18 protein-coding genes are annotated in these 22,318 nt (G+C 74.0%); 9 read left to right on the plus strand and 9 right to left on the minus strand.

Going from position 1 to position 22,318, the window contains the following annotated elements; translation table 11 throughout:
• Positions 1-176: 176 nt before the first annotated feature.
• Entirely contained in the window at positions 177-1,250 is a 1,074-nt protein-coding gene (locus tag ACH414_RS27875) for a DUF2637 domain-containing protein (RefSeq protein ID WP_382545957.1), read from the plus strand.
• Positions 1,251-1,298: 48 nt separating this feature from the next.
• Here the strand turns inward: ACH414_RS27875 and ACH414_RS27880 are convergent, their stop codons facing one another.
• The 4 genes from ACH414_RS27880 to ACH414_RS27895 form a co-directional block, all read right to left on the minus strand.
• Entirely contained in the window at positions 1,299-1,703 is a 405-nt protein-coding gene (locus ACH414_RS27880; protein ID WP_382545954.1) for an ATP-binding protein, read from the minus strand.
• A gap of 86 nt (positions 1,704-1,789) precedes the next feature.
• Positions 1,790-3,532, minus strand: coding sequence for a pyruvate dehydrogenase (locus ACH414_RS27885; protein ID WP_398943808.1), 1,743 nt, complete (start codon positions 3,530-3,532; stop codon positions 1,790-1,792).
• A gap of 27 nt (positions 3,533-3,559) precedes the next feature.
• Entirely contained in the window at positions 3,560-4,750 is a 1,191-nt protein-coding gene (locus ACH414_RS27890) for a protein phosphatase 2C domain-containing protein (protein WP_398943809.1), read from the minus strand.
• Between the two features lie 177 nt (positions 4,751-4,927).
• Positions 4,928-8,710 carry a S8 family peptidase gene (locus ACH414_RS27895; RefSeq protein WP_398943811.1) on the minus strand — a complete coding sequence of 1,261 codons (3,783 nt, stop codon included), beginning with the start codon at positions 8,708-8,710 and terminating at the stop codon, positions 4,928-4,930.
• A 233-nt stretch (positions 8,711-8,943) separates the two neighbouring features.
• Here ACH414_RS27895 and ACH414_RS27900 point away from each other — a divergent pair, with 233 nt between their 5' ends.
• The 3 genes from ACH414_RS27900 (at position 8,944) to ACH414_RS27910 (ending at position 11,166) form a co-directional block, all read left to right on the plus strand.
• Positions 8,944-9,927 (plus strand): helix-turn-helix domain-containing protein, encoded by a 984-nt coding sequence (locus tag ACH414_RS27900; RefSeq protein WP_382545942.1) that lies wholly within the window; start codon positions 8,944-8,946, stop codon positions 9,925-9,927.
• A 267-nt stretch (positions 9,928-10,194) separates the two neighbouring features.
• Positions 10,195-10,629: a hypothetical protein gene (locus ACH414_RS27905; RefSeq protein ID WP_382545939.1), complete on the plus strand. Its 435-nt coding sequence runs from the start codon at positions 10,195-10,197 to the stop codon at positions 10,627-10,629.
• 54 nt (positions 10,630-10,683) lie between these two features.
• A complete protein-coding gene (locus tag ACH414_RS27910) occupies positions 10,684-11,166 on the plus strand; it encodes a DUF456 domain-containing protein (protein ID WP_382545936.1) in 483 nt (160 codons plus the stop codon).
• A gap of 58 nt (positions 11,167-11,224) precedes the next feature.
• Here the strand turns inward: ACH414_RS27910 and ACH414_RS27915 are convergent, their stop codons facing one another.
• Positions 11,225-12,601 (minus strand): AlkA N-terminal domain-containing protein, encoded by a 1,377-nt coding sequence (locus ACH414_RS27915; RefSeq protein ID WP_398943814.1) that lies wholly within the window; start codon positions 12,599-12,601, stop codon positions 11,225-11,227.
• Between the two features lie 262 nt (positions 12,602-12,863).
• On the minus strand, positions 12,864-13,994 hold the full coding sequence (gene rsgA, locus ACH414_RS27920) for a ribosome small subunit-dependent GTPase A (protein ID WP_382545930.1): 1,131 nt from the start codon (positions 13,992-13,994) through the stop codon (positions 12,864-12,866).
• A gap of 324 nt (positions 13,995-14,318) precedes the next feature.
• On the opposite strand from rsgA, the gene ACH414_RS27925 reads away from it, so the two are divergent.
• A complete protein-coding gene (locus ACH414_RS27925; protein ID WP_398943816.1) occupies positions 14,319-14,708 on the plus strand; it encodes a CU044_2847 family protein in 390 nt (129 codons plus the stop codon).
• Positions 14,709-14,907: 199 nt separating this feature from the next.
• On the opposite strand, the gene ACH414_RS27930 is transcribed toward ACH414_RS27925, so the two are convergent.
• Complete coding sequence (locus ACH414_RS27930; protein ID WP_398943818.1) at positions 14,908-15,228, minus strand: hypothetical protein; 321 nt, start codon at positions 15,226-15,228, stop codon at positions 14,908-14,910.
• Between the two features lie 240 nt (positions 15,229-15,468).
• Positions 15,469-16,593, minus strand: coding sequence for a YihY/virulence factor BrkB family protein (locus ACH414_RS27935; RefSeq protein WP_382545920.1), 1,125 nt, complete (start codon positions 16,591-16,593; stop codon positions 15,469-15,471).
• Between the two features lie 17 nt (positions 16,594-16,610).
• Between ACH414_RS27935 and ACH414_RS27940 the strand changes: the two genes are divergently transcribed.
• On the plus strand, positions 16,611-18,248 hold the full coding sequence (locus ACH414_RS27940; RefSeq protein ID WP_398943820.1) for an acyl-CoA dehydrogenase family protein: 1,638 nt from the start codon (positions 16,611-16,613) through the stop codon (positions 18,246-18,248).
• A gap of 333 nt (positions 18,249-18,581) precedes the next feature.
• Positions 18,582-19,889: a GAF domain-containing protein gene (locus tag ACH414_RS27945; RefSeq protein WP_382545914.1), complete on the plus strand. Its 1,308-nt coding sequence runs from the start codon at positions 18,582-18,584 to the stop codon at positions 19,887-19,889.
• A 77-nt stretch (positions 19,890-19,966) separates the two neighbouring features.
• Here the strand turns inward: ACH414_RS27945 and ACH414_RS27950 are convergent, their stop codons facing one another.
• Entirely contained in the window at positions 19,967-21,052 is a 1,086-nt protein-coding gene (locus ACH414_RS27950) for a hypothetical protein (protein WP_382545911.1), read from the minus strand.
• Between the two features lie 337 nt (positions 21,053-21,389).
• On the opposite strand from ACH414_RS27950, the gene ACH414_RS27955 reads away from it, so the two are divergent.
• Positions 21,390-21,959, plus strand: coding sequence for a GNAT family N-acetyltransferase (locus tag ACH414_RS27955; protein ID WP_382545908.1), 570 nt, complete (start codon positions 21,390-21,392; stop codon positions 21,957-21,959).
• Between the two features lie 155 nt (positions 21,960-22,114).
• Positions 22,115-22,198 (plus strand): putative leader peptide, encoded by an 84-nt coding sequence (locus tag ACH414_RS27960; RefSeq protein WP_351188065.1) that lies wholly within the window; start codon positions 22,115-22,117, stop codon positions 22,196-22,198.
• Positions 22,199-22,318 lie beyond the last annotated feature (120 nt).

The raw sequence follows: 22,318 nt of genomic DNA on the forward strand, positions 1-22,318 counted from the left end.
ACACAACCGGCCCCCACCGTGCGCCAGTTCGACCAGATCGCACCTATTCGTATGCCGTACGGCCCCGATGGCGTGCTCTTGTCCCGAAACCCCGTGCCCGCTCCGCCCGGTCGGCCAGTATGGGCCGCCGTATCGCCCTAACTGCGAGGCACTACTGCGAGGCAAGGGACACCGCAATGAGACTGACCGACATATCGCTGGACTGGCTGCTCCCGGGCGGCGTGATGGTGGCGGGCGTCCTGACGGCGGTGGCGGTGCTCGCGCGCGGGAAGCGCGCCGGTGACCAGGCCGCGGCCGACGACACCTGGGAACGCAGCGAGGAACGCCGCAGACGCAAGGAGGCCGTCTACGGCACCGCCTCCTACGTCCTGCTCTTCTGCTGCGCCGCGGTCGCGGCGGCCCTGTCGTTCCACGGCCTCGTCGGCTTCGGCCGGCAGAACCTCAACCTCACCGGAGGCTGGGAGTACCTGGTCCCGTTCGGACTCGACGGCGCCGCGATGTTCTGCTCGGTGCTCGCCGTCCGCGAGGCCAGCCACGGTGACGCGGCCCTCGGCTCGCGCCTCCTGGTCTGGACGTTCGCCGGGGCCGCGGCCTGGTTCAACTGGGTGCACGCCCCGCGCGGCCTGGGCCACGCGGGTGCCCCGCAGTTCTTCGCGGGGATGTCCCTGTCGGCGGCGGTCCTCTTCGACCGGGCGCTGAAGCAGACCAGGCGGGCCGCGCTGCGCGAGCAGGGTCTGATCCCGCGCCCGCTGCCGCAGATCCGCATGGTCCGCTGGCTGCGGGCGCCCCGGGAGACCTTCGGCGCCTGGTCGCTGATGCTCCTGGAAGGCGTGCGGACCCTGGACGAGGCCGTCGACGAGGTGCGCGAGGACCGCAAGGAGAAGGAGAGCAACCGGATCCGCAGGCGGGAGCAGGCGAAGCTGGACCGGGCGCGGCTGAAGGCGCTCAACCGGCAGCACCGCGCCTTCGGGCGCGGCGGCGGCCGGCAGGTGGAGGTGTCGGCCCTGGGGACCGGCACGGGTGCGGGCTCCGCGACGCCGGTGCAGGCCGCCGTCGCGGAGCCCGCCATAGCGGACCCCGGACAGCTGCCGCTTCGAAACCGGCCCTCCCTGCAAGCCGTGAAGGGCGCTGAGCCGCGCCAGGGCGAGTCCCGGACGGTGGACCTCACCGCCGAGGACGACACCCAGACGCTGCCGCGGCTCGACTCCCTGGAGCGCAAGCTCGCGGACCTGGAGCAGCAGTTCGGCTGAGCTCCGCGTCACCCCGCGCACGCCCCACACGGTTCGGCGGGGCCGCCCTCAGGCGGCCCCGCCGTTCAGTTCGAACCAGACGACCTTGCCCACCCCGTGGTTCTCGACCCCCCAGGAGTCGGCGAGCGCCTGCACCAGGACCAGTCCCCTGCCGTGCGTACCGTCGTCGGCGTGCGGTACCCGCGGCCGGTGGAGTCCGGCGACGAAGTCCCGGACCTCGACCCGCAACTGCTGCGGGGCGACCGTGGCGGTCACGACCGCCCCGTTGTCCGTGTGGATCAGCGCGTTGGTCACCAGTTCGCTGGTGAGCAGCTCGGCCACGTCGGTGGCACCCGGCGCGCCCCAGCCGCCCAGCATCGCGCGCAAGGCGTGTCGTACCTCCGGAACCGCGGTGAGATCCGCGCATCCCACCTTTCTGAGCAGTTGAGTCGGCTGTCGCGCCTCCCCGGCCATATCCCCCCACCCCTGCGTCGCGTCGAACAGGCTCACGGGGATGCATGCCCCACGGGGAGGCCCGCATTCACGAGCGCGACCGGCCGTCAGGGCCGGGGCACGTTGCGCAGATTGGATCGGGCCATCTGGAGCATCCGGCCCACTCCCCCGTCGAGGACGATCTTGCTGGCGGAGAGGGCGAAACCGGTCACCATCTCGGCGCTGATCTTCGGCGGGATGGAGAGCGCGTTGGGGTCGGTGACGATGTCCACCAGGGCCGGGCCCTTGTGCTTGAAGGCGTCCTTGAGGGCTCCGGCCAGCTGCTTGGGCTTCTCCACCCGCACCCCGTAGGCGCCGGCCGCGCGGGCGATGGCGGCGAAGTCGGGGTTCTTGTTCGTGGTTCCGTACGAGGGAAGACCGGCCACCAGCATCTCCAGCTCGACCATGCCGAGCGAGGAGTTGTTGAAGAGGATCACCTTCACCGGCAGGTCGTACTGGACCAGGGTGAGGAAGTCTCCCATCAGCATGGAGAAGCCGCCGTCGCCGGACATCGAGACGACCTGGCGGCCGCGGTCCGTGAACTGGGCGCCGATCGCCTGGGGCAGCGCGTTGGCCATGGAGCCGTGGCTGAAGGAGCCGATGATCCGGCGGCGTCCGTTGGGCGAGACGTAGCGTGCCGCCCAGACGTTGCACATGCCGGTGTCGACGGTGAACACCGCGTCGTCGTCGGCCAGTTCGTCCAGGACGGAGGCGACGTACTCGGGGTGGATCGGCATGTGCTTCTCCACCTTGCGGGTGTACGCCTTGACGACGCCCTCCAGGGCGTCGGCGTGCTTCTTCAGCATCTTGTCCAGGAAGCGGCGGTCCGTCTTGGCCCGCACGCGCGGGATGACACAGCGCAGGGTCTCCCGGACGTCCCCCCAGACCGCGAGGTCGAGCCGGGAGCGCCGGCCGAGGCGTTCGGGCCGGACGTCGACCTGGACGATCTTGACGTCGTCCGGCAGGAAGGCGTTGTACGGGAAGTCCGTGCCGAGCAGGATCAGCAGGTCGCACTCGTGGGTGGCCTCGTAGGCGGCGCCGTAGCCGAGCAGTCCGCTCATGCCGACGTCGTACGGATTGTCGTACTGGATCCACTCCTTGCCGCGCAGGGCGTGCCCGACGGGCGACTTCACCCGCTCGGCGAACTGCATCACCTCGGCGTGGGCGCCGGCGGTGCCGCTGCCGCAGAACAGCGCCACCCGTTCGGCGGAGTCGATCATCCGGACCAGGGCGTCGATCTCGGCGTCGCCGGGGCGCACGGTGGGCCGGGAGGTGACCAGGGCGTTCTGGACGGTCTTCTCGGGGGCGGGTTCGGAGGCGATGTCGCCGGGCAGCGAGACCACGCTGACGCCGCTCTGGCCGACCGCGTGCTGGATCGCGGTCTGCAGCAGCCGGGGCATCTGCTTCGGGTGCGAGATCAGCTCGCTGTAGTGGCTGCACTCGCGGAACAGCTGGTCGGGGTGGGTCTCCTGGAAGTAGCCGAGGCCGATCTCGCTGGAGGGGATGTGGGAGGCGAGGGCGAGCACCGGGGCCATGGAGCGGTGGGCGTCGTACAGGCCGTTGATGAGGTGCAGGTTGCCCGGGCCGCAGGAGCCCGCGCAGGCGGCGAGCCGGCCGGTGATCTGGGCCTCCGCGCCGGCGGCGAAGGCGGCGACCTCCTCGTGCCGCACCTGGATCCAGTCGATGGCGGAGTTGCGGCGGATCGCGTCGACGACCGGGTTCAGGCTGTCGCCGACCACTCCGTAGAGACGCTGGACGCCCGCGCGGACGAGGATGTCGACGAACTGTTCTGCGACATTCTGTTTGGCCATGGATCCATCAACCCATGGCCGCGGGGGTTACGCCTCCCAGACCGCCACCCCCGTACGGTCGTCGGCGTAGCCGGTGACGCGCAGCTGGGTGTCGGCGAGGAAGGCGGCGAGGCCGGGCGGCTCGGCGCCGGCCCAGCGGGCGGCGAGCTCCCGGGCGAGGGCGGGTTCGCCGCGCAGCGGCTCGGCCAGTCCGTGGGAGGCGAGCAGCAGGGTGTCGCCCGGGCGGGCGACGGAGGCGCGGAAGCGGAACGGTTCGGCGGGCGGCTGGACGGGTTCCTCCACGAGGGGACCGGGGGCGGTGGCGATGCCGAGGTCCATGGTGAGCCGATCGCCCTCCTCGGTGGCCTCGGGTGGCGCCGCGGGCGGCGAGCCGAAGCCGACGACGGGGGCGCCGACGGTGGCCGAGGCGTCGGGGAGCAGCGGCTCGATGTCCTGCCAGGCCCCGTCGCGCAGCCGGAAGAGGCCGCCGGGGCCGATGCCGAAGAAGACCCGGGTGCGGCAGGCGGGGTCGGCGGAGAGCAGCAGGCAGCGCAGGCCCGCGGTGTACTCCTCCGGGTCGAGTCCGCGCTCGGCGGCGCGGGCGCGCAGGCGGCCGTAGGCGCGGTCGGTGAGCCGGTGGAGACCCGACTTGAGGTCGCCGCGGCGGCCGGAGCGGATGTCCTCGGAGAGCCGGGCGTGGCTGCGGCCGACGGATTCGGCGATCCAGCGGCAGAGGTCGGCGGCGGCGAGGTGCGTCTGCTCGGCGGCGCGCCGTCCGGCGGCGACGGCGACGAGGACGAGGGCGGCCTCGTCCTGGCCGAAGCGCGCGGTGAGCAGGGCGTCGCGGCGGGGTTCGCCGCGGAAGCGGGCGGAGTCGCCGCGTACGGAGGCGGCGCGCAGGGTGTAGGCGCCGTAGCGGGCCCCGTCGAGCACGGTGTCCGCGACGAGCTCGTCGAGCTCGCCGGGCCGGGCGGCGGGCAGGGTGGTGGGCTCGGCGTCGTAGGTGGGCGGCCGGCTTCCGACGTGTCCGGTACGGGGGCGGGGCGCCGGGACCTGGAGGGCGGGTGGCTCGGGCGGCGGCGCCGGGACCTGGAGGGCGGGCGGCTCGGGCGGCGGCGCCGGGTCCGTCAGGACGGAGTCGAAGCGGTCGTCGAGGCTTTCGGACGTGGGGACGGGCCCCGTGTCCGGGGCCGACGCGTCATAGAGCTTGTCCCACCAGTGGTCCCCCTGCTGAGTCATGCCCTTATTGTCCACCGCACAGGCCGTCAGAAAACGGGACATCCGGAAATGTGTCGCGGAAACGTGTCGCGGAAACGGATGCGCGGAAACTGATGCGTGGAAACGGCCGGCGACGGAGAAGTGGTCCGCCGGGCGACCCCACCCCCCACGGGAAGGACGCCCGGCGGACCGGCGTGATCAGCGCACGTCGTAAGCGCGGATCACGGTCTGGGTGACGGAGTTGCCGTTGGCGTCCGTCAGTTCGGCCCTCAGGGTGACGTGCCGGCCGGTCGCGTCCGCGTGGTTCACGGTCGCGGTCCAGCCGCTGCCCTGCCGGGACACCCGGGCCGCGGTCCAGGTCGTGCCCTCGTCGTAGGAGTAGGAGAGCCTGGCCGAGGTGATGTCCGCGGGGGTGTAGCCCGCGTGACCCGTCGCGCTGAGGCCGATCTGCTGGCCGTCCGCCGCGGCGAGGGTCTTGAGTCCGTCCTCCGGAAGGTCGTACCGGGGGAAGAGAATCGGGATGCCCTGAGAATAGACGCTCTCGTCAAGCTTGGAGGTGAATTTCCATACCGAGTTGACGGAGGTGGAGCGGGCCCACACCTTGCTGCCGATCTTCGTGGTGTTCTGTTCGAGCGTGTACGTGCCGGGCTCGGCCGGCACCTCGAACACCCCGGACGGCCAGGAGCTGCGGTCGAGGAGCTCGCCGTCCCTGCTCAGGCTGAGGTTGCCGATGTCGCCGAAGGAGGCGGCCTCGGCGTGGTGGGTGGAGTCGCCCCACATGGCGGCGGCGAATCCGATGAGGTTGCCCTGGCGCTCGGCGACGAGGACCGGGGCACCGGTCGTGTCGCGCGGGGCGGTGGGGGCGATGACGCCGTCGTACCAGCGCTCGGTGCGCCGCTCGCCCGGGGTGTAGGCGTGCCGCTGTCCGACCATCAGCTCGCCGAACGGGAAGCTGCTGCCGGTCAGCTGCTGCCATGCCGTGTCGCCCGCGGTGTAGTACTCGGTGCGGGTGCCGGGTGCCGGGACGGTCTCCAGCGAGCCGAAGGAGACGGCGGAGCCGTCGGGGCGGTAGGCGGCCGGGAAGGCGACGAAGTCGGCGGCGATGCCGGACGAGCCGTACCGCGCCTCGGTGCGGCCGAGCTCGCGGTCCTCGACCCGGTAGGTCCGGTCGTCGCGGACCGGGCGGGTCTCGGGGAAGGCCAGGGTGTAGAGGTAGGGGCTCTTGGCGGTGGCCTTCCAGGAGAGGGTGACCTCGCCCGCGGCGAGCCTGCCGAGCAGCGCGGTGGCCTCGCCGGCCGGGACGGAGACGACGGGCAGGCCGAGGGCGCCGAAGCCGCCTCCGGGGTACCAGCGGCCGGCGGCCTGGTGGTACGCGACGACGGCGAGGGCTCCGGCCGCCTGGGCGTTGCGGGCGACGGTGACGGCGCTGGTGGCGGCGTCCGGGAGCCGGACCAGCGCGATGCGGCCCTGGACTCCGGCGGCCTTGAGCTCGTCGGGGGTGCCGGTGCCCGCGTCGACGAGCCGGGCGGAGCCGGTGCCGTCGAGGTTGTCGGAGCCGAGGGTGGCGGTCAGCGGGTGCAGGAGCAGTCCGTCGCCCGTCGCGAGCCGCTCGATCTGCGGGGCGGCGGCGCGCCAGTAGCTGCCGAACTCGAAGCTGCCGTCGTCGGCGCGACCCTCGACCCGGGCGTAGTAGCCGCGCAGGGTGCGCGGTCCCGCCGCGGTGCCGGCGTGCAGCCAGGTGTCGTCCCAGGAGCGGGCGAACGCGAGGGTGGCGCCGCGGAGTTCGGACGGACGGTCGGTGTCGATCGCGAGCCGGTGGGCCTTGCGGGCGTCGAGGACGACGGTGGTGTCCTTCTTCAGCTCCAGCTGCGGGCGGGCCAGGTAGCTGAGCGAGTCGTTCAGCGTGGCGCCCTCGCCCGGGTCGGGGGTGGTGACGAAGGAGGAGAGGAAGTAGCGCCCGGCGCGCAGCCGGTAGACCTGGTCGGCGGAGCCCTCGTTGAAGCGGCGGGAGCCGGTGGCGTCGTCGGTGCCGATGACGTCGAGCGAGGAGGAGCCGTCCGCGGGCCTTCCCTGACGGTCGATCAGCTTGACGCGCAGGGTGAGGGTCTCGGGCTCGACGTAGAGCGCGAACGGGGTGGCGACGTGGAGACCGGCGGCGCCGGTGGCGACCACGCGGCCGGTGACGTCGCCGTACTGGGCGCGCTCCAGGTGGGCGGCCGGGTCGATGCGCAGCGGGACCTCGACGGTGGCACCGGCCGGGACGGTGACGGTGCGCGCGCCGAGCCGGGCGACGGGGGACCTGACGGCGGAGCCGTCGTTGCCGGTGAGCCTCTCGACGGCGAGGGAGAGGGTGACGGGCCGGTCGCCGGTGTTGGTGTACGGGACGGCGACCGTGGTGCGGTCGGCGGCGGCCTGCGGCCAGGCGAAGGTGCCGCCCTGGACGGCGGGGGCGCCCAGGACGGTCTGGTCGACGGCGGCCTTGACGTCGAGGCGGCCGCCGCCGACCTCGCGGGTGTCGCCGGGGACGCCGCTGTCGGCGGAGGAGACGAGGGCGGCCTTGATCTGCCGGGCGGTCCAGTCGGGGTGGCGCTGCCTGACGATGGCGGCGGCGCCCGCGACGTGCGGGGTGGCCATCGAGGTGCCGGACATCGACCGGTAGGCGTAGACGCCGCGGCCGCCGGCCGCCGCGGCGGAGATCCCGACGCCGGGAGCGGCGATCTCGGGCTTGAGGGTGTGGGCGGCGTCGGCCGCCGGGCCCCGGCTGGAGAAGTACGCGGTGGAGTCGTCGCGGTCGGTGGCGCCGACGGTCAGGACGCTCGGCGCGCAGCCGGGCGAGGAGACGGTGTTGTTGCCGGGCCCGGTGTTCCCGGCGGCGACCACGAACAGGGTGCCGCTGTGCTGGGCGAGTTGTTCGGCGGCGGTGCTCATCGGGTCGGTGCAGTCGGTCTCGGACGGGTTGCCGAGGCTCATGGAGACGACGTCGGCGCCCTGGGCGACGGCCCACTCCATGCCGGCGATGATCCAGGAGGTGGCGCCGGAGCCGGAGTCGTTGAGGACCTTGCCGTTGAGCAGGGCGGCGCCGGGCGCGACGCCCCGCTTCCTGCCGCCGCTCGCCGCGCCGGAGCCGCCGACGGTGGAGATGGTGTGGGTGCCGTGGCCCTGGCGGTCGTCGGCGCTGTCGGAGTCGGTGAAGTTCTCCGCGGCGACGATCCGGCCCTTGAGGTCGGGGTGGTCGGCGTCGGCGCCGGTGTCGAGGACGGCGACCTTGGTGCCGGTGCCGTCGTAGCCGGCGGCCCAGGCCTCGGGGGCGTGCACCTGGGCGGTCGAACGCTCCAGGGTGGCCTGGACCTTGCGGTCGAGCCACAGCTTCTTCAAGCCGCTCGCCGCGTTCCCGCCGCGGGCGGCGGGCGCGGTGACGTCGGTCCAGAAGGTGGCGGCCTGCTTCTTGTCGGCCTTGAGGACGACGGCGTCGACGGTCCTGAGGAGCTGCCCCCGGGTGGCGCCCCGCGGGGCGGGCGGCAGCGTGCGGGCGGTGGCCGGATCCGTGCCGTAGACGGCGATCAGCGGGATGGTGGCGGAGCCGGCGTCGTCGTATCCCTGCCGGACCAGGCCGGTGACGTTGAAGAGCTCCTCGTCGACGCGGCCGGCGGCGAGCGCGGCGGCGGCGCCCTCGGGGTAGACGTAGAGGTCCTGCCCGGAGCGGCGGGTCTGGACGAACGGGACGCTGCCGTCCTCGCGGGGCAGCGCGGCGGCGGTCGGGGCGCCGGCGGCGTCGCGGGTGAGCAGGACCCGGTCGCCGGTCACCAGGGTGACCGTGGCGGGCGTCTGCGCGCCGCCGTCGCCCGCCTGGCTGCCGACCAGCGGTCGCTTGCCGGTCGCCCGGTCGTCCTGCGGCGCTGCGGCCGCGGACGCCGCGACCGCGGTGACGGCCAGGACGGCGGCGGTCGCCGCCCCGAGGGCCGTACGCGAAATCGGACGCATCGCTCTCCCCATCTGATTCCGGGCATGAGGACATAAGGGGCCCATGTCCGGAGGCTGTTGGTGCTGCGGTGGCGCCACATTGGCAGAGGTGAGGGTGGTGCAGGCAGGATGGGCGAGGCGGGAATGCGCCGTGGCCGATTCCCGCCAGCGCACCAACGGAACGAACGCGTCCGACGGCCCTCCCGGGAATGTCCGGGTCGTCCGGGGACGTCTGGCGAGGGGTGGGGTCAGCGATGCTGGGAGCGATAGGTCTCGACGAACGGCAGGAGTCCGCCTACCGCGCGCTCGTCGCGCTGGGCGCGGCGGAGGTCTCCGACCTGGCGCACCGGCTCGCCCTGCCGGAGACCGACACCGAACGGGCCCTGCGCCGGCTGGAGTCCCAGGGCCTGGCCGCGCAGTCCTCGGCGCGTACCGGGCGCTGGGTCGCCGCCCCGCCCGGGGTGGCACTCGGCGCGCTGCTCACCCAGCAGCGGCACGAGCTGGAGCAGGCGGAGCTGGCGGCGGCGCTGCTGGCGCAGGAGTACCGCGCGGAGGCGACCGAGCCCGCCGTGCACGACCTGGTCGAGGTGGTGACCGGCGCGAGCGCCGTCACCCACCGCTTCCTGCAGCTGCAGCTCGGCGCGACCGAGGAGGTCTGCGCCCTGGTCACGGGCAAGCCGATCGCCGTGTCCGGACTGGAGAACGACGCCGAGGCGCTGGCCGCGGAGCGCGGGGTGCGCTACCGCGTGGTGATCGAGCGCGAGGTGCTGACCCTGCCCTCGGGCCTGATGGAGCTGACGGCGGCGCTCGGCCGCGAGGAGCAGATCCGGATCGTGGACCGGGTGCCGACGAAGCTGGTGGTCGCGGACCGCACCCTCGCCATGGTCCCGCTCACCGGCCGCGGCGCCGAGCCGGCCGCGCTCGTGGTGCACGCCAGCGGCCTGCTCGAATCGCTGATGGGCCTCTTCGAGTCGGTCTGGCGCGAGGCCCTGCCGCTGCGGCTCGGCGCGGGCGCCCAGGTGACGGAGGAGGAGACGCCGGGCCCGGACCCGACGGACCTGGAGATCCTGTCGCTGCTGCTGGCCGGGATGACCGACGCGAGCGTGGCGAAGCAGCTGGACCTCGGGCTGCGGACGGTGCAGCGGCGGGTGAAGGGCCTGATGGAACTGACGGGCGTGACGACGCGGTTGCAGCTGGGGTGGCACGCGTACGAGAAGGGGTGGGTGGCGCGGCAGTAGGGGCGGTGCTCACGGGGTGGGGCCGCGGGGCGGGGCGCGGGGTGGGCCCCCAGGCCGGGCCACGAGGTGGGGCCGCGAGGCCGCGCCGCGACGCCGGGACGCGACGCCGGGCCGTGAGGTGGGCTCGCGGAGCCGGACCACGGAGCCCGACCGCGATGCCGGGCCGCGGGGTGGGGCCCGGCGGTGGGCGTGGCCGGGGCTGGCCGTAAGGTGGCGGCCGGTTTTCATCCCTCCTCCCTGCCCCCTCCCCCGTCAGGAGCACCCCGCATGAACGGAAGGCGCCGTCGCGCCCTGCTGGCCGCCGTCACTCCGATGCTGGAGCCGGGGGAGCAGGTGGAGGTGACGACCATCGTGGGCCTGAGCACCGTCTCGGTGCGCCGGACGGCCGCGTTCGGCGTGGCCTCGGCCATCGCGAGCGGCGGGGCGCTGGCGGTGGTCCCGGTGCCGACGCCGATGTACCTCGCGATGACCGACCGCCGGCTCCTGATCTTCGAGGCCGACCCCAACTTCGCGAAGCCGGTCGGGCACCGAATGACGATCCAGCGCGCGCACCTCTTCCGTTCGGAGATCAGGGAACGGATCCTCAACTCCTCCTTCGTCCTCTCCTCGCCGTACAGCGAGACCTCCCTGAAGATCGTCTTTCCGCTGATCAGCCGCCGCGACCGGCATCCGGTCGCGGCCGCGATACCGCTTGCCCCCTGACCCGTACGCCCCTCGCGACCTGCGAGAACACCGGAATTCCTGCACCCTTGGCAGATGGGTGTGTGGCAGCTCCTGCTGATCGCGATGGTGATGCTGCTCGGACTGTTCGGGGTGCTGACGCCCGGCGTGCCGGGGACGTGGCTGGTGTGGGCGGCCGTGCTGTGGTGGTCGCTGCACGAACAGACCGGGCTCGCCTGGATCCTCCTGGTCTCCTCGACGGGCCTGCTGCTCCTCACCCAGGTGGTCGTGTGGCAGCTGCCGCCGCGCCGTTTCCGCGGCGTCGGCATCACCCGGCGGATGGTCGCGTACGCGGGGGTGGGCGCGGTCCTGGGCTTCGTGCTGGTCCCGGTCCTCGGCGCGATCCCCGGCTTCGTCGGCGGCATCTACCTCTCCGAGCGGCTGCGCCTGGGCGGTCACGGCCAGGCGCGGGCCGCCACCCGCGCGGTGATGCGGGCGGCGGGGACGAGCGTGCTGGTCGAGCTCTTCGCGTGCCTGCTGATCGTCGGCGCATGGGCGGGGGCGGTGATCTGGGGCTGATCCCCGCATTCCCGCTCCCCCCGCTCCCTCGCTCCCCCGCTCCCCCGCTCCCCCGCGCTCAGACCTCGGCGCGCAGGTAGCGCCCGGCGTACGAGCGCCAGGGCCCCCACTCCGGGTGGTCCGCGAGGCCGTCGGGGGTCACGTCGGGGTCGCCGAGGGCGCGGGTGCGGATCGCGGCGGCGGCCCGCGCGGTCATGCCGGGGACGCCGGCCAGGGCGGCGGCGGTGGCGGCGCGGTCGGCGCCCGGGTCGAGCCGTACGGTCCCCTCGACGAGCGCGGCGGCCAGCGGGCCCGCGACGGGGTGGCCGGTGAGGGCCGCGGGCTCGGGGAAGACATGGCTGAGGGTGCCGCAGACGGTCTCCAGCGGGGTGCCGTGGTCCGCGACGAGCCGGGCGGCCTCCTCGCGGCCGACGAGCGCCCGTACGGCGAACTCCTCCGGCTCGGCCGTGCCCGGCGAGCGGACGCCCGGCCGGGCGGCGACCTCGGCGGCGAGCGCGGGGTCGGCGCCGAGCCGTTCCGCGACCGCGTACGGGTCGGCGTCCAGGTCGAGGAGCCGGCGCAGCCGCTGGACGGCGGTGGTGAGGTCGCGCAGCTCGGTGAGGTGGATGCGGGCTTCCAGCCAGCGCCCCGGGGAGCGCTCGTCCACGGAGACGATCCCGGTGCCGTAGGGCAGGCGCAGGGTGCGCCGGTAGGTGCGGGCGCCGGGGGCCCCGACGACCTCCTCGATGCCGGGTACGGTGTCGGCGGCGAGCAGGTCGAAGACCTCCCCGGCGGCGTACGGGCCCCGGTAGGCGAGCCGCAGCGGCACCCCGGCGGCGAGCGCGGTGCGCGGTCCCGTGCCGGTGCCGGACTCCTCGCGGAGCTGGGTGGGGGTGCGGGCGTAGATCGCGCGGATGGTGTCGTTGAACTGCCGGACGCTGGCGAAGCCCGCCGCGAAGGCGATCTCGGTGACGGGCAGCCCGGTGGTCTGCAGCAGGAGTCGGGCGGTGTGGGCGCGCTGGGCGCGGGCGAGGGCGACGGGCCCGGCACCGAGCTCGGCGGTGAGCTGGCGCTGCACCTGCCGGGCGCTGTAGCCGAGGCGGCCGGCGAGGCCGGGCACGCCCTCGCGGTCGACGACGCCGTCGCCGATCATGCGCACGGCGCGCCCGACGACGTCGGCCCTGACGTTCCACTCGGCGGAGCCCGGCACGGCGTCGGGGCGGCAGCGGCGGCAGGCCCGGAAACCGTGGCCCTGGGCGGCCGCGGCGGTGGGGAAGAAGCTGACGTTCTGCCGTTTGGGGGTGACGGCGGGGCAGCTGGGACGGCAGTAGATGCCGGTGGTGGAGACGGCGAAGAAGAACACCCCGTCGAACCGTGCGTCCCGGCTGCTGACCGCTTCGTAGCGAGGGTCCTCACCGGCGACCCGGACCGACGGCGTGCGCGTCTGCTGCGTCATGGGTTCCAGTGTGCGGGACCCCTCGGGGACCGGCTGGCGGTTTTCGGACGCGGAGCCGGAGGCGGAGCCGGGGCCCGGGGCGGAGTCGGGGGGCCGGGGCGGAGTCGGGGGCGGGGCCTGCCAGCGCAGCGCGCCCGGGGCCCGCGCCCTGGGCGCGGGCCCCGGGCAGCCTGCCCGGCCGGGGCCAGGGCCGCACCGGGCCGGCCCCCGGCTCCGCCGCGCCGCGCCCCGCCCCGCGCCGCCCCGCCACGCCCCGCCCGGCCTACCGGAACCGGCCCCGCTTGAGGTCCATCGCCGCGCGCCCCTCCGCGCCCTTGCGCTTCCAGTCCTTGAGCATCTCGGTGCGCAGGCGGGCGTCGGTCTTGGCGGCGAGGCGCTGGTTCTCGCGGAGCAGCTTGCGGTAGCTGTCGAGGCGCCGCTCGGGCAGTGACCCGTCCGCGATCGCGGCGGTGACGGCGCAGCCGGGCTCCGTCTCGTGGGCGCAGTCCGGGAAGCGGCAGTCGGCGGCGAGCTCCTCGATCTCGGCGAAGACCTGCCCGACGCCCGCCTCGGCGTCCCAGAGGCCGACGCCCCGCAGCCCGGGCGTGTCGATGAGCACCCCGCCGCCGGGCAGCACGAGCAGGTTGCGCGTGGTGGTGGTGTGGCGGCCCTTGCCGTCCACGTCACGGGCCGCCTGGACCTCCATCACGTCCCGGCCGAGCAGGGTGTTGGCGAGGGTCGACTTGCCGGCGCCGGAGACGCCGAGCAGCACGCTCGTCCCGCCCGCGGCGACGGCGTGGAGCACATCGAGCCCCTCCCCGGTCAGAGAGCTGACGGGCAGGACCTGGACCCCGGGGGCCACCGTCTCCACGTCCTCGACCAGGTAGGACAGACCGACGGGGTCGGGCACCAGGTCGGCCTTGCTGAGGACGACGAGGGGCTGGGCCCCGGACTCCCAGGCGAGGGCGAGGAAGCGCTCGATGCGCCCGAGGTCGAGCTCGACGGCGAGCGAGACCGTGATGATCGCGTGGTCGACGTTGGCGGCGAGGATCTGCCCCTCGGACCGCTTGGACGAGGTGGACCGGGCGAACGCGGTACGGCGGGGCAGACAGGCCCGCACGTACCGCGGATCGCCCACGCCCTCGGGGTCGACGGCGGCCCAGTCGCCGGTGCAGATCACCCGCAACGGGTCGTGCGGGGTCACGAAGGCGGTGTCCGCGCGGACGAGCCCCGCCTCCGTGACGAGGTCGCACTGGCCGCGGTCGACCCGGACGACACGGCCGGGCAACAGCCCCTGCGCGGCGTACGGGGCGAACTCGGCCGCCCAGGCGTCGTCCCAGCCGTAGGCGGGCAGGACGGACGTGTCCGTGGTGGAACGCGGGGTGGAGAAGGACGGGAAAGACGAGAAAGACAAGGGGGACCCTTCACAGGGGTGGCCCCGGCGCCGCGCGTCGCGCGCGGTCGAGTCGAGTCGGATCAGCCGGTGGCCACGGAGGTGGAGTGGACAAGCATCTGGATGCGGGCGGCGCCCGTCGTGACGACAGCCATCGGTCACACCTCCTGGTCGTGATGGTCTCCTGACCGCGGTCTCCGCGGTGTCCGGATCACCGTAGCGGAGGCCCCACGGCACGCGCCAAGCATTTTCCGCGGCGCCGGTGCCGTCGCGGATCCGCTGACACGGAAGGGACCGTCGGACAGAATGATGCCCGAGCCAACTGTTCGGTCCTCGGGGGTAGTTGTGGGCACACTGATGGAGTTCGGCACGGCGGGCGGCGCGGTCCTCGTCGAGGCGGACGGCGACCAGCCGGGCGCCCGGCCCGTCTCGCGCGGCGGCAACTCGCTGGTGCGCGCGGGCCAGACCCTCGACGAGGCGCTCGCGGGCATCCGCTCGGCCGCCGAGTCGGCGCTGGCCGCCTTCCGCGGCGGCTCGCTCCGGCCGGACGGCGTGGAGCTGGAGTTCGGGGTGAAGCTGACGGCCGAGGCGGGGGCCGTCATCGCGAAGACGGCGGTCGAGGGGCATCTGACGGTGAAGCTCTCCTGGAGCCCGAACGGCTCGGGACCGCAGACCACGGTCTCGGTGCCGGAGCCCGCCACCGCGGCCGGCGGGGACTCGCTCGGCGCGAGCTGACGGGGTCCCCCGCCTGGCACGTGCGGGTCGACGGCGCGGGGCTCGTACGGGGCTCCGGGTTGGGGATCGTCGGCGCCTGGGCGGAGGGCGAGCGGCGCCGGCTCGTGGAGATGCGCGGGTCGACCGAGGAGCGGCTCGCCGCCCCGGACCAGCCGCAGCAGGCGGTGTCGCCCGGGTGGCCGGTCGTCGAGGCGCAGGGCTACGCCCGCAGCACCGACGCGGTCATGGAGACGGCGACCGCGCTGGTGCGGGAGGTGTGCGGGGGCGGGCACGTGCGAGCGCGGGCCTTCCGGCCGCTGTACGCCCCGATCCCTCCGGGGACGGACCCGGTACGGCTCGTGGAGTGGGCCGTGGACACCTTCCCGTACGAGCCGGCCGGGCAGCTTCCGGCGGCGGCCCGGCGGCCGGTGCGGGTGACCCTGGTCGTCCATGACGAGACGGCGGCCGCGGCGGGCGCGCTGGTGGGGGCGGGCCGTGAGGCGCGCGGTCCGTCCGGGGCGGACGCGGTCGTCGTGGTCACGGTCCTGGTCTCGCACGGGTTGAAGGCGAGGCTCTCCCGCGCCAGGCGCCGTGACTTCGGGGCGACCACGGCGACGGCTGGCGGCTGGCGGCTGGCGGCTGGCGGCACACGGTTGTGGTCGAGCCGGGGGCCTGGGGCCGGGCGTGCCGCTGCCCTAGGGGCGCTTGCCACTGGGGCGTCCGTCCCTGGGGCGCCTGCCCCTGGGGCGTCCGTCCCTGGGGCGTCCGTCCCAGGGGTGCGTCACTCCTTCTCCCAGCCCGCGTGCAGCCGCGACTTCACGTCGTCCGGCGGCAGGAACTTCGACCAGCGTTCGGGGAACTCCGAGGGCATGTCGGGGTCGTCCTCGTCCACGTCCTCCGCCTCCGCGCGCAGCCGGGCGACGAGGTCGGCGGCCTGGGCGGCGCGGGCGCGTTCGTTGGCCTCGCGGGCGGCGGCGGTGGCGACGGAGGGCCAGACGCGGTCGATGGCCGCGTTGACGGCGGCGCCCACGAGGACGGCGAAGGCGGTGAGGCCGATCCACAGCAGGACGGCGATGGGGGCGGCGAGGGAGCCGTAGATGGTGGGGCCCTCGACCTGGCTGGTGAGGTAGATGCGGAGCAGGAAGCTGCCGAGCACCCACATGGCGAGGGCGACGAGAGCGCCGGGGATGTCCTCGATCCACGGGGAGCGGACGGGCACCGACACGTGGTACAGCGTCGTCAGGAAGGCGATGGAGAGCAGGATGACGGTCGGCCAGTACAGGACGGAGACGACCTCGGTGCCCCAGGGGACGAGCTCGACGAGCCGGTCGGGTCCGACGACGGCGAGCGGCAGCACCACGGCGCCGATGAGCAGGGCGACGATGTAGAGCAGGAAGGCCAGCAGCCGGGTCTTCACGATGCCGCGGTGGCCGTCGAGGCCGTACATGACGGTGATGGTGTCGATGAAGACGTTGACGGCACGGGAGCCGGACCACAGGGCGATGGCGAAGCCGAGGGAGATCAGATCGGGCCGTTTGCCCTGGGTGACGTCCTCCAGGAGGGGGCGGGCGATCTCGTTGACGCCCCGGTCGGAGAGGACCGTTCCGGCGGCGTGGAGGATGTTCTCCTCGATGCTGGCGACGGTGTCGGTGTTGGTCCACTCGTCGGCGTAGCCGAGGAGGGCGATCAGGCCGAGCAGCAGCGGAGGCAGGGACAGCAGGGTGAAGAAGGCGGCTTCGGCGGCGAGGCCGAGGATCCGGTACTCGACGCACGAGTTCACGGTGTCCTTGAGGAGCAGCCAGACCATCTTCCGCTTCGAGACGTTGCGGTAGAGGACGCGAGCGCGGTGGAGCCTGCTCCAGGGCCGCCGCTCGGACCGTTCGGGTGTTTCGTTTGCTGCCTGCACGTCTTTACCGTATCGGCATGACACCCGGCACCCACACCGTGACCAACCAGGCTCCGCCCCTGGTGGGATACGACATGTTCGCGACCGACCGGGCCCTGGCCGAGGCCGTGGAGCGGCATCTGCCACCGGAGACGTACGCGGCGGCGCACGAGGAGCTGACGGCCTTCGGCGTCTCGGCGGGCTCGGCGCAGGCACTGGAGTGGGGGACGCTGGCGAACGCGTGTCCGCCGCGGTTGCGTACGCACGACCGGTACGGGAACCGGATCGACGAGGTGGAGTTCCATCCGTCCTGGCACCGGCTGCTCGGCCGGGGGGTGGCCATGGGCCTGACGGACGCGTGGGGCCGTCAGGGTGGTCATGTGCGGCGGGCCGCGGCGTTCCTGCTGGCCTCGCAGGTGGAGGCGGGGCACGGCTGTCCGCTGTCGATGACGCACGCGGCGGTGCCGGCGCTGCGGGCGGATCCGGAGCTGGCGGCGGTCTGGGAGCCGCTGGCCTCCTCGCGGGTGTACGAGCCGGAGCTGCGGCCTCCCCTGGAGAAGACGGGCGTGCTGCTCGGGATGGGGATGACGGAGAAGCAGGGCGGCAGCGACGTACGGGCGAACACGACCCGGGCGGAGCCGTTGGCGGAGGACGGGGCGTACGTCCTGACGGGGCACAAGTGGTTCTGTTCGGCGCCGATGTCGGACGGCTTCCTGGTCCTGGCGCAGGCCCCCGACGGTCTGACCTGCTTCCTGCTGCCCCGGGTGCTGCCGGACGGCACGCGCAACGCGTTCGCGATCCAGCGGCTCAAGGACAAGCTGGGCAACCGGTCGAACGCCTCGGCCGAGGTGGAGTTCGACGGGACGACCTGGGCGCGGCGGGTCGGCGAGGAGGGGCGCGGGGTCCGCACGATCATCGGGATGGTCGCGGCGACCCGGCTCGACTGTGTGCTGGGCTCGGCGGCGCTGATGCGGCAGGCGGTGGCACAGGCGGTGCACCACGCCTCGTACCGCGGCGCGTTCGGGGGGCTGCTGGTGGACAAGCCGCTGATGCGCAACGTGCTCGCCGATCTGGCCCTGGAGTCGGAGGCGGCGACGGTGCTCGGGCTGCGGCTCGCGGCGGCGTACGACGCGGACACCGACGAGGAGCGGGCGCTGGCGCGGATCGCGGTGCCGGTGGCGAAGTACTGGGTGACGAAGCGGTGTACGCCGGTGGTGGCGGAGGCGCTGGAGTGCCTGGGCGGGAACGGCTACGTGGAGGAGTCGGGGCTGCCGCGGCTGCTGCGGGAGTCGCCGCTGAACTCGGTCTGGGAGGGGGCGGGGAACGTCCAGGCGCTCGACGTGCTGCGGGTGCTGCAGAGGGAGCCGGCGGCGCTGAACGCCTTCCTTCGGGAGGTGGGACGGGCGCGCGGCGCGGACCACCGGCTCGACCGGGCGATCCGGGACCTGCTGACCGAACTGGCGGACCTGGAGGGCATCGAGGCGCGGGCCCGCCGGCTCGTGGAGCGGATGGCGCGGGTGCTGCAGGGGGCGCTGCTGGTGCGCTGGGCGCCGCCGGAGGTGGCGGACGCGTTCTGCGCCTCGCGGCTGGGTGGGGACTGGGGGGCGTCGTTCGGGACGCTGCCGCACACGCTGGATCTGGCCGCGGTGGTGGAGCGGGCACGCCCCGTGCCGTGAACGCGCGTGCGGTCGGCCCGTCTTCGGGGTGATGTGCCGCGCGTGCCGGGGGTGGACCCGAGGGGGCGTGCCACTCCCGCGGCGCTGCCCCGGGGAGGTCGGCACGCGCGGAAAAGCCGAGGGTGGTGCTGCGCCGACACGGCACCACCCTCCGCTTCGGCTCCAGCCTGGTCCACGGGGGCGGGGGTTGCCAGAGTTGCAAGGGGTTGCAGGATTAACCGAAGCGCCCCGCGTGCGGCTCTGCGGAGCGGCACGATGGGCGGCGGAGACAGCCCATCGCGCACGCATACGCGCAGAACCGATACAGCACCGCGGGGGAGCTGGGAGGGACCGATGAACAACACGAAGCTGGACCTGAACCGGCTCGCCGCGATGGACGCCGGGAAGGCGAGCCGCCTGCTGCACCGGGTGCGCGAGGAGACCCTGGCCGGCCGGACCCCTCCGGTGGCCCCCCGCCCGGTCATCGACGCCTCCTGGCAACGCATGTTCCGGATGGGCCTCGACCCGGACCAGGGCACGAGCACGGTGCTGCTCCAGCGCGACGAGCTGGAGCAGCGGCGCCGGACGACGGTGCTCGGCGAGGTGATGCGGACGCTGAGCGCGGGTCTCGCGGGGATCGCCGACGCGTCCCTGCAGATCATGGTCGTGACGGACGAACAGGGCCGGGTGCTGTGGCGCGAGGGCAACCCGGGGGTGATGCGCCAGGCCAACGGGATCTGCCTGGAGGAGGGCGCGGCCTGGAGCGAGCAGTCGACCGGGACGAACGCGGTGGGCACGGCGCTCGCGATGGGCCGGGCGGTCCAGGTCCACTCGGCCGAGCACTACGTGCAGACCCTGCACAACTGGACCTGCGCCGCCGCGCCCGTCCACGACCCCCGCGACCAGCGGCTGCTCGGCATCGTCGACGTGAGCGGCCCGGCGTCCAGCTTCCACCCGGCGACGCTGGCGCTGGTCGCCTCGGTCGCCCAGCTCGCCGAGGCGGAGATCCGCCAGCGCCATCTGCGGTCGATCGAGCGGCTGCGTTCGGTGGCCGCGCCGATCCTGTGCCGGGTGGGCGGCCGGGCCGTCGCGGTCGACTCCCACGGCTGGACGGCGGCGGTGACCGGGATGGCGCCGGTGGACCGGATCGCGCTGCCCAAGTCGTTCCGGGCCGGCCGGGTGTGGCTGCCCTCGCTCGGGATGTGCGCGGTCGAGCCGCTGCCGGGCGGCTGGCTGCTGCGGGCCGAGGACGAACCGCGGCCGGTCGACGCCGCCTCGGGCGCGGCGAGCCGGGTGGTCCTCGACCTGAGCCGGCCGCGCCGCTGCACGGTGGCGGTCTCGGGCGCGGCCGGCAGCTGGTCGCAGGAGCTGAGCCCGCGCCACGCGGAGCTGCTGTACGTGCTCGCGCTGCACCCCGAGGGGCGCACGGCGGCGGAGCTGGCGCAGGACGTGTTCGGCGACCGGACCCGGACGGTGACCGTACGGGCCGAGATGTCGCGGGTGCGACGGAACCTGGCCGGGGTCCTCGCCCACCGGCCCTACCGCTTCAGCGAGGAGGTCGAGGTGGAGCTGCGCCGCCCCGGCCATCCGTCGGACCTGCTGCCGGGGTCCACGGCCCCGGCGGTGCTCGCCGCCCGGGCGGCGGCGAATCCGGCGTTCTAGAGAGCGGCGCTTCCTCGGGGGCGGCGCGATGGGGAGCGGCGCTTTCCGGCGCCCGGCGTCGTGGAGAGCCGCGCTTCCTACGCGGCCGCGGCGAGTTTCTGGAAGAGCGAGCCGATCCTCTTCTGGTCCGCGACGAGCGGGAGGGTGTCGAAGTACAGCTCCCACTCCCCTCCCGGCCCGAAGCGCTCCACGATCCCGAAGGGGATCTCGACGGCCCTGGTCCCGGTACCGGTGCCGTCGTCCACGGTCCGGGTGGCCGTGCCGTGCCACTCCACATAGGTGGTGGTCGTACCGAAGGCCACCTGGCCGGCCTCGAGCCGCGGCCGGGCGGTGGTGAGCAGGCGCTCCAGATAGGCCCGCTTCCCGGCCTCGGTGGTCAGCGGGGCGTCGAGGCCGGGTCCGGAGAGCCGGGCTCCCCGGCCGCGGGCGAGCAGCGCGTCGACGTCGTGGGCGTTCCAGGCGGCGAGCCGGCCGGGGACCTCGGTGACGCGGAAACGAGCGGGGGCGGCGTGCTCGGGGTGCTCGGGGGCACCGACGTCGGCGATCCCGGCGAAGAGGGGGGCGGGCGCGTCCTCGGGCAGGGTGTCCCGGAAGAGGACGGCACGGTCGTAGTAGCGGCGGGCCTGGATCGTGCGCCCGTCGTCGCCGAGGACGTTCCTGGCGATCTGCGGGTAGGCGACCGTGTGCCCCTTGAAGGAGATCTCGTTCCACTGCCCGAACATCACGGTGCTGCCGTCGGCGACCACGTCCGTGCCGCGGTAGGTGAGGCTCGGCGCGATCCGCAGGGAGCCGATGATGGACGGGCCGATCACGGTGTGGCCGCGCTGCGGAGCCGAACCCGCCTCCCAGAGGGTGGCGTCGGCATCGAAGATGTCGAGGTAGGCCCGGACCCGCGGGTGGCCCGTCTCGCCGGGGGCGGGCGGGGTGCCGGTCGGCATCTCGCCGAAGGCGATCTGGCGCAGCATGAACGCGCAGGCGTTGGGGGTGATCCGCCCTTCGAGCCGCTCGACCTTCGCCCGCGCCTGCGGGCAGTCGCCCTGAGCGGCGGCGAGGACCCCGCCCGGCCGCGCCTCGGCGGAGACCGCGGCCGCGGAGACCACCGCCCCGGCGACGACCGCCGACGCCACCGCGATGCCGACCAGACCGCGCGTACCCGTACCCATGTCGTTCCCCTTCTCTCCGTGCCGGGCGGGTCCGTGCCCGTCCGGTGTGATCACCCTGCCGGGAGCGCCGCGACGGGGTCGATTACCCGGGAGGTAAGGACGCCCCACCCCTGCCCCCCCCCTGACATCTCCCGGCCGCCCCACCCCTGCCGTCTCCCTGACATCTCCCGGCCGCCCCACCCCTGCCGTCCTCCCCGCCATCCCCCGCCATCCCCTGCCGGCGCCCGCCGGCCCCTGCCGTCCAGCCCTGTCCGCATGCCGGACAATGTGTCCGAGGACACCAGGTCCACCCCCGCCACCTGTAGGAATCCGCCGCTCCGCGTGATGCGATAAGCCCATGAGCATCACTCTCACCACCTGGTCCCTGGAACAGACCTCGCCGTCCGACCTCAACCCGGTCGCCCCGCCCGAGGGCGTCGACCTGCGGATCGAGCGGGCCGAGGTGCCCTCGGCGGAGTTCAGCCGCTTCCTCTACACCGCCGTCGGCGGCGACATCCGGTGGACCGACCGGCTCTCCCTCACCTACCGGCAGTGGCAGGACATCGTGGAGAAGCCGGGCGCCGAGATCTGGGTGGCGTACGAGAAGGGGACGCCGGCCGGGTACGTGGAGCTGGACCCGCAGGACGACGGGGTCGTGGAGATCGTCTACTTCGGCCTGATCCCCGCCTTCCGGGGCCGGCGGATCGGCGGCCGGCTCCTCTCCTACGGGGTGGAGCGCGCCTGGGACCTGGCCGAGCGCTGGCCCGACCGGGAGCCGACCAAGCGCGTCTGGCTGCACACCTGCTCGCTGGACGGCCCGCACGCCATGGCCAACTACGAGCGCCGCGGCTTCCGGCTCTTCGACACGAAGGTGGAGGAGATCGAGGAGCCCGCCAACCCGGGGCCCTGGCCCGGCGCGCACGCCTGAGCCGTCGGCCCACCTCCGCTCGCACCCGCCGAAGGGGCCCTGAACTGGGCCCCTTTCGCGTGACCCAGACCACACCGTCTCGCGAAGCGAGACGACGATGTCCACATTCTGGATAATGCTGGACTGGGTCCAAAGTCCCGTGACACGCTTCCGTCATGTCTGGAACTGGAATTGCCTTGGTGAGTCGGCGGCACGTCGACCTTGGCCGCATGTCCAGCGCCATCTGTTCGGCGCGCTGATCGAACCAGCACCGCCGCGCATCTTCCTGCAGTCCCTTTCTCTGCGCACTGTCGCGCCGCCCTCCATTCAGAGCGCGAGTGTGCAGGTCAGAGCCGCCCTCCCGCAGTCCCGAAGGACAT

This window comes from Streptomyces sp. NPDC020422 (assembly GCF_044386705.1).
Lineage (GTDB): Bacteria > Actinomycetota > Actinomycetes > Streptomycetales > Streptomycetaceae > Streptomyces.

What these genes read in the sequence shown, in the direction of transcription:
- ACH414_RS27875 (WP_382545957.1), top strand. Translation starts at nt 177, where the DNA reads ATGAGACTGACCGACATATCGCTGGACTGGCTGCTCCCGGGCGGCGTG.
- ACH414_RS27880 (WP_382545954.1), bottom strand. Translation starts at nt 1,703, where the DNA reads ATGGCCGGGGAGGCGCGACAGCCGACTCAACTGCTCAGAAAGGTGGGA.
- ACH414_RS27885 (WP_398943808.1), bottom strand. Translation starts at nt 3,532, where the DNA reads ATGGCCAAACAGAATGTCGCAGAACAGTTCGTCGACATCCTCGTCCGC.
- ACH414_RS27890 (WP_398943809.1), bottom strand. Translation starts at nt 4,750, where the DNA reads ATGACTCAGCAGGGGGACCACTGGTGGGACAAGCTCTATGACGCGTCG.
- ACH414_RS27895 (WP_398943811.1), bottom strand. Translation starts at nt 8,710, where the DNA reads ATGCGTCCGATTTCGCGTACGGCCCTCGGGGCGGCGACCGCCGCCGTC.
- ACH414_RS27900 (WP_382545942.1), top strand. Translation starts at nt 8,944, where the DNA reads ATGCTGGGAGCGATAGGTCTCGACGAACGGCAGGAGTCCGCCTACCGC.
- ACH414_RS27905 (WP_382545939.1), top strand. Translation starts at nt 10,195, where the DNA reads ATGAACGGAAGGCGCCGTCGCGCCCTGCTGGCCGCCGTCACTCCGATG.
- ACH414_RS27910 (WP_382545936.1), top strand. Translation starts at nt 10,684, where the DNA reads ATGGGTGTGTGGCAGCTCCTGCTGATCGCGATGGTGATGCTGCTCGGA.
- ACH414_RS27915 (WP_398943814.1), bottom strand. Translation starts at nt 12,601, where the DNA reads ATGACGCAGCAGACGCGCACGCCGTCGGTCCGGGTCGCCGGTGAGGAC.
- ACH414_RS27940 (WP_398943820.1), top strand. Translation starts at nt 16,611, where the DNA reads ATGACACCCGGCACCCACACCGTGACCAACCAGGCTCCGCCCCTGGTG.
- ACH414_RS27945 (WP_382545914.1), top strand. Translation starts at nt 18,582, where the DNA reads ATGAACAACACGAAGCTGGACCTGAACCGGCTCGCCGCGATGGACGCC.
- ACH414_RS27950 (WP_382545911.1), bottom strand. Translation starts at nt 21,052, where the DNA reads ATGGGTACGGGTACGCGCGGTCTGGTCGGCATCGCGGTGGCGTCGGCG.
- ACH414_RS27955 (WP_382545908.1), top strand. Translation starts at nt 21,390, where the DNA reads ATGAGCATCACTCTCACCACCTGGTCCCTGGAACAGACCTCGCCGTCC.
- ACH414_RS27960 (WP_351188065.1), top strand. Translation starts at nt 22,115, where the DNA reads ATGTCTGGAACTGGAATTGCCTTGGTGAGTCGGCGGCACGTCGACCTT.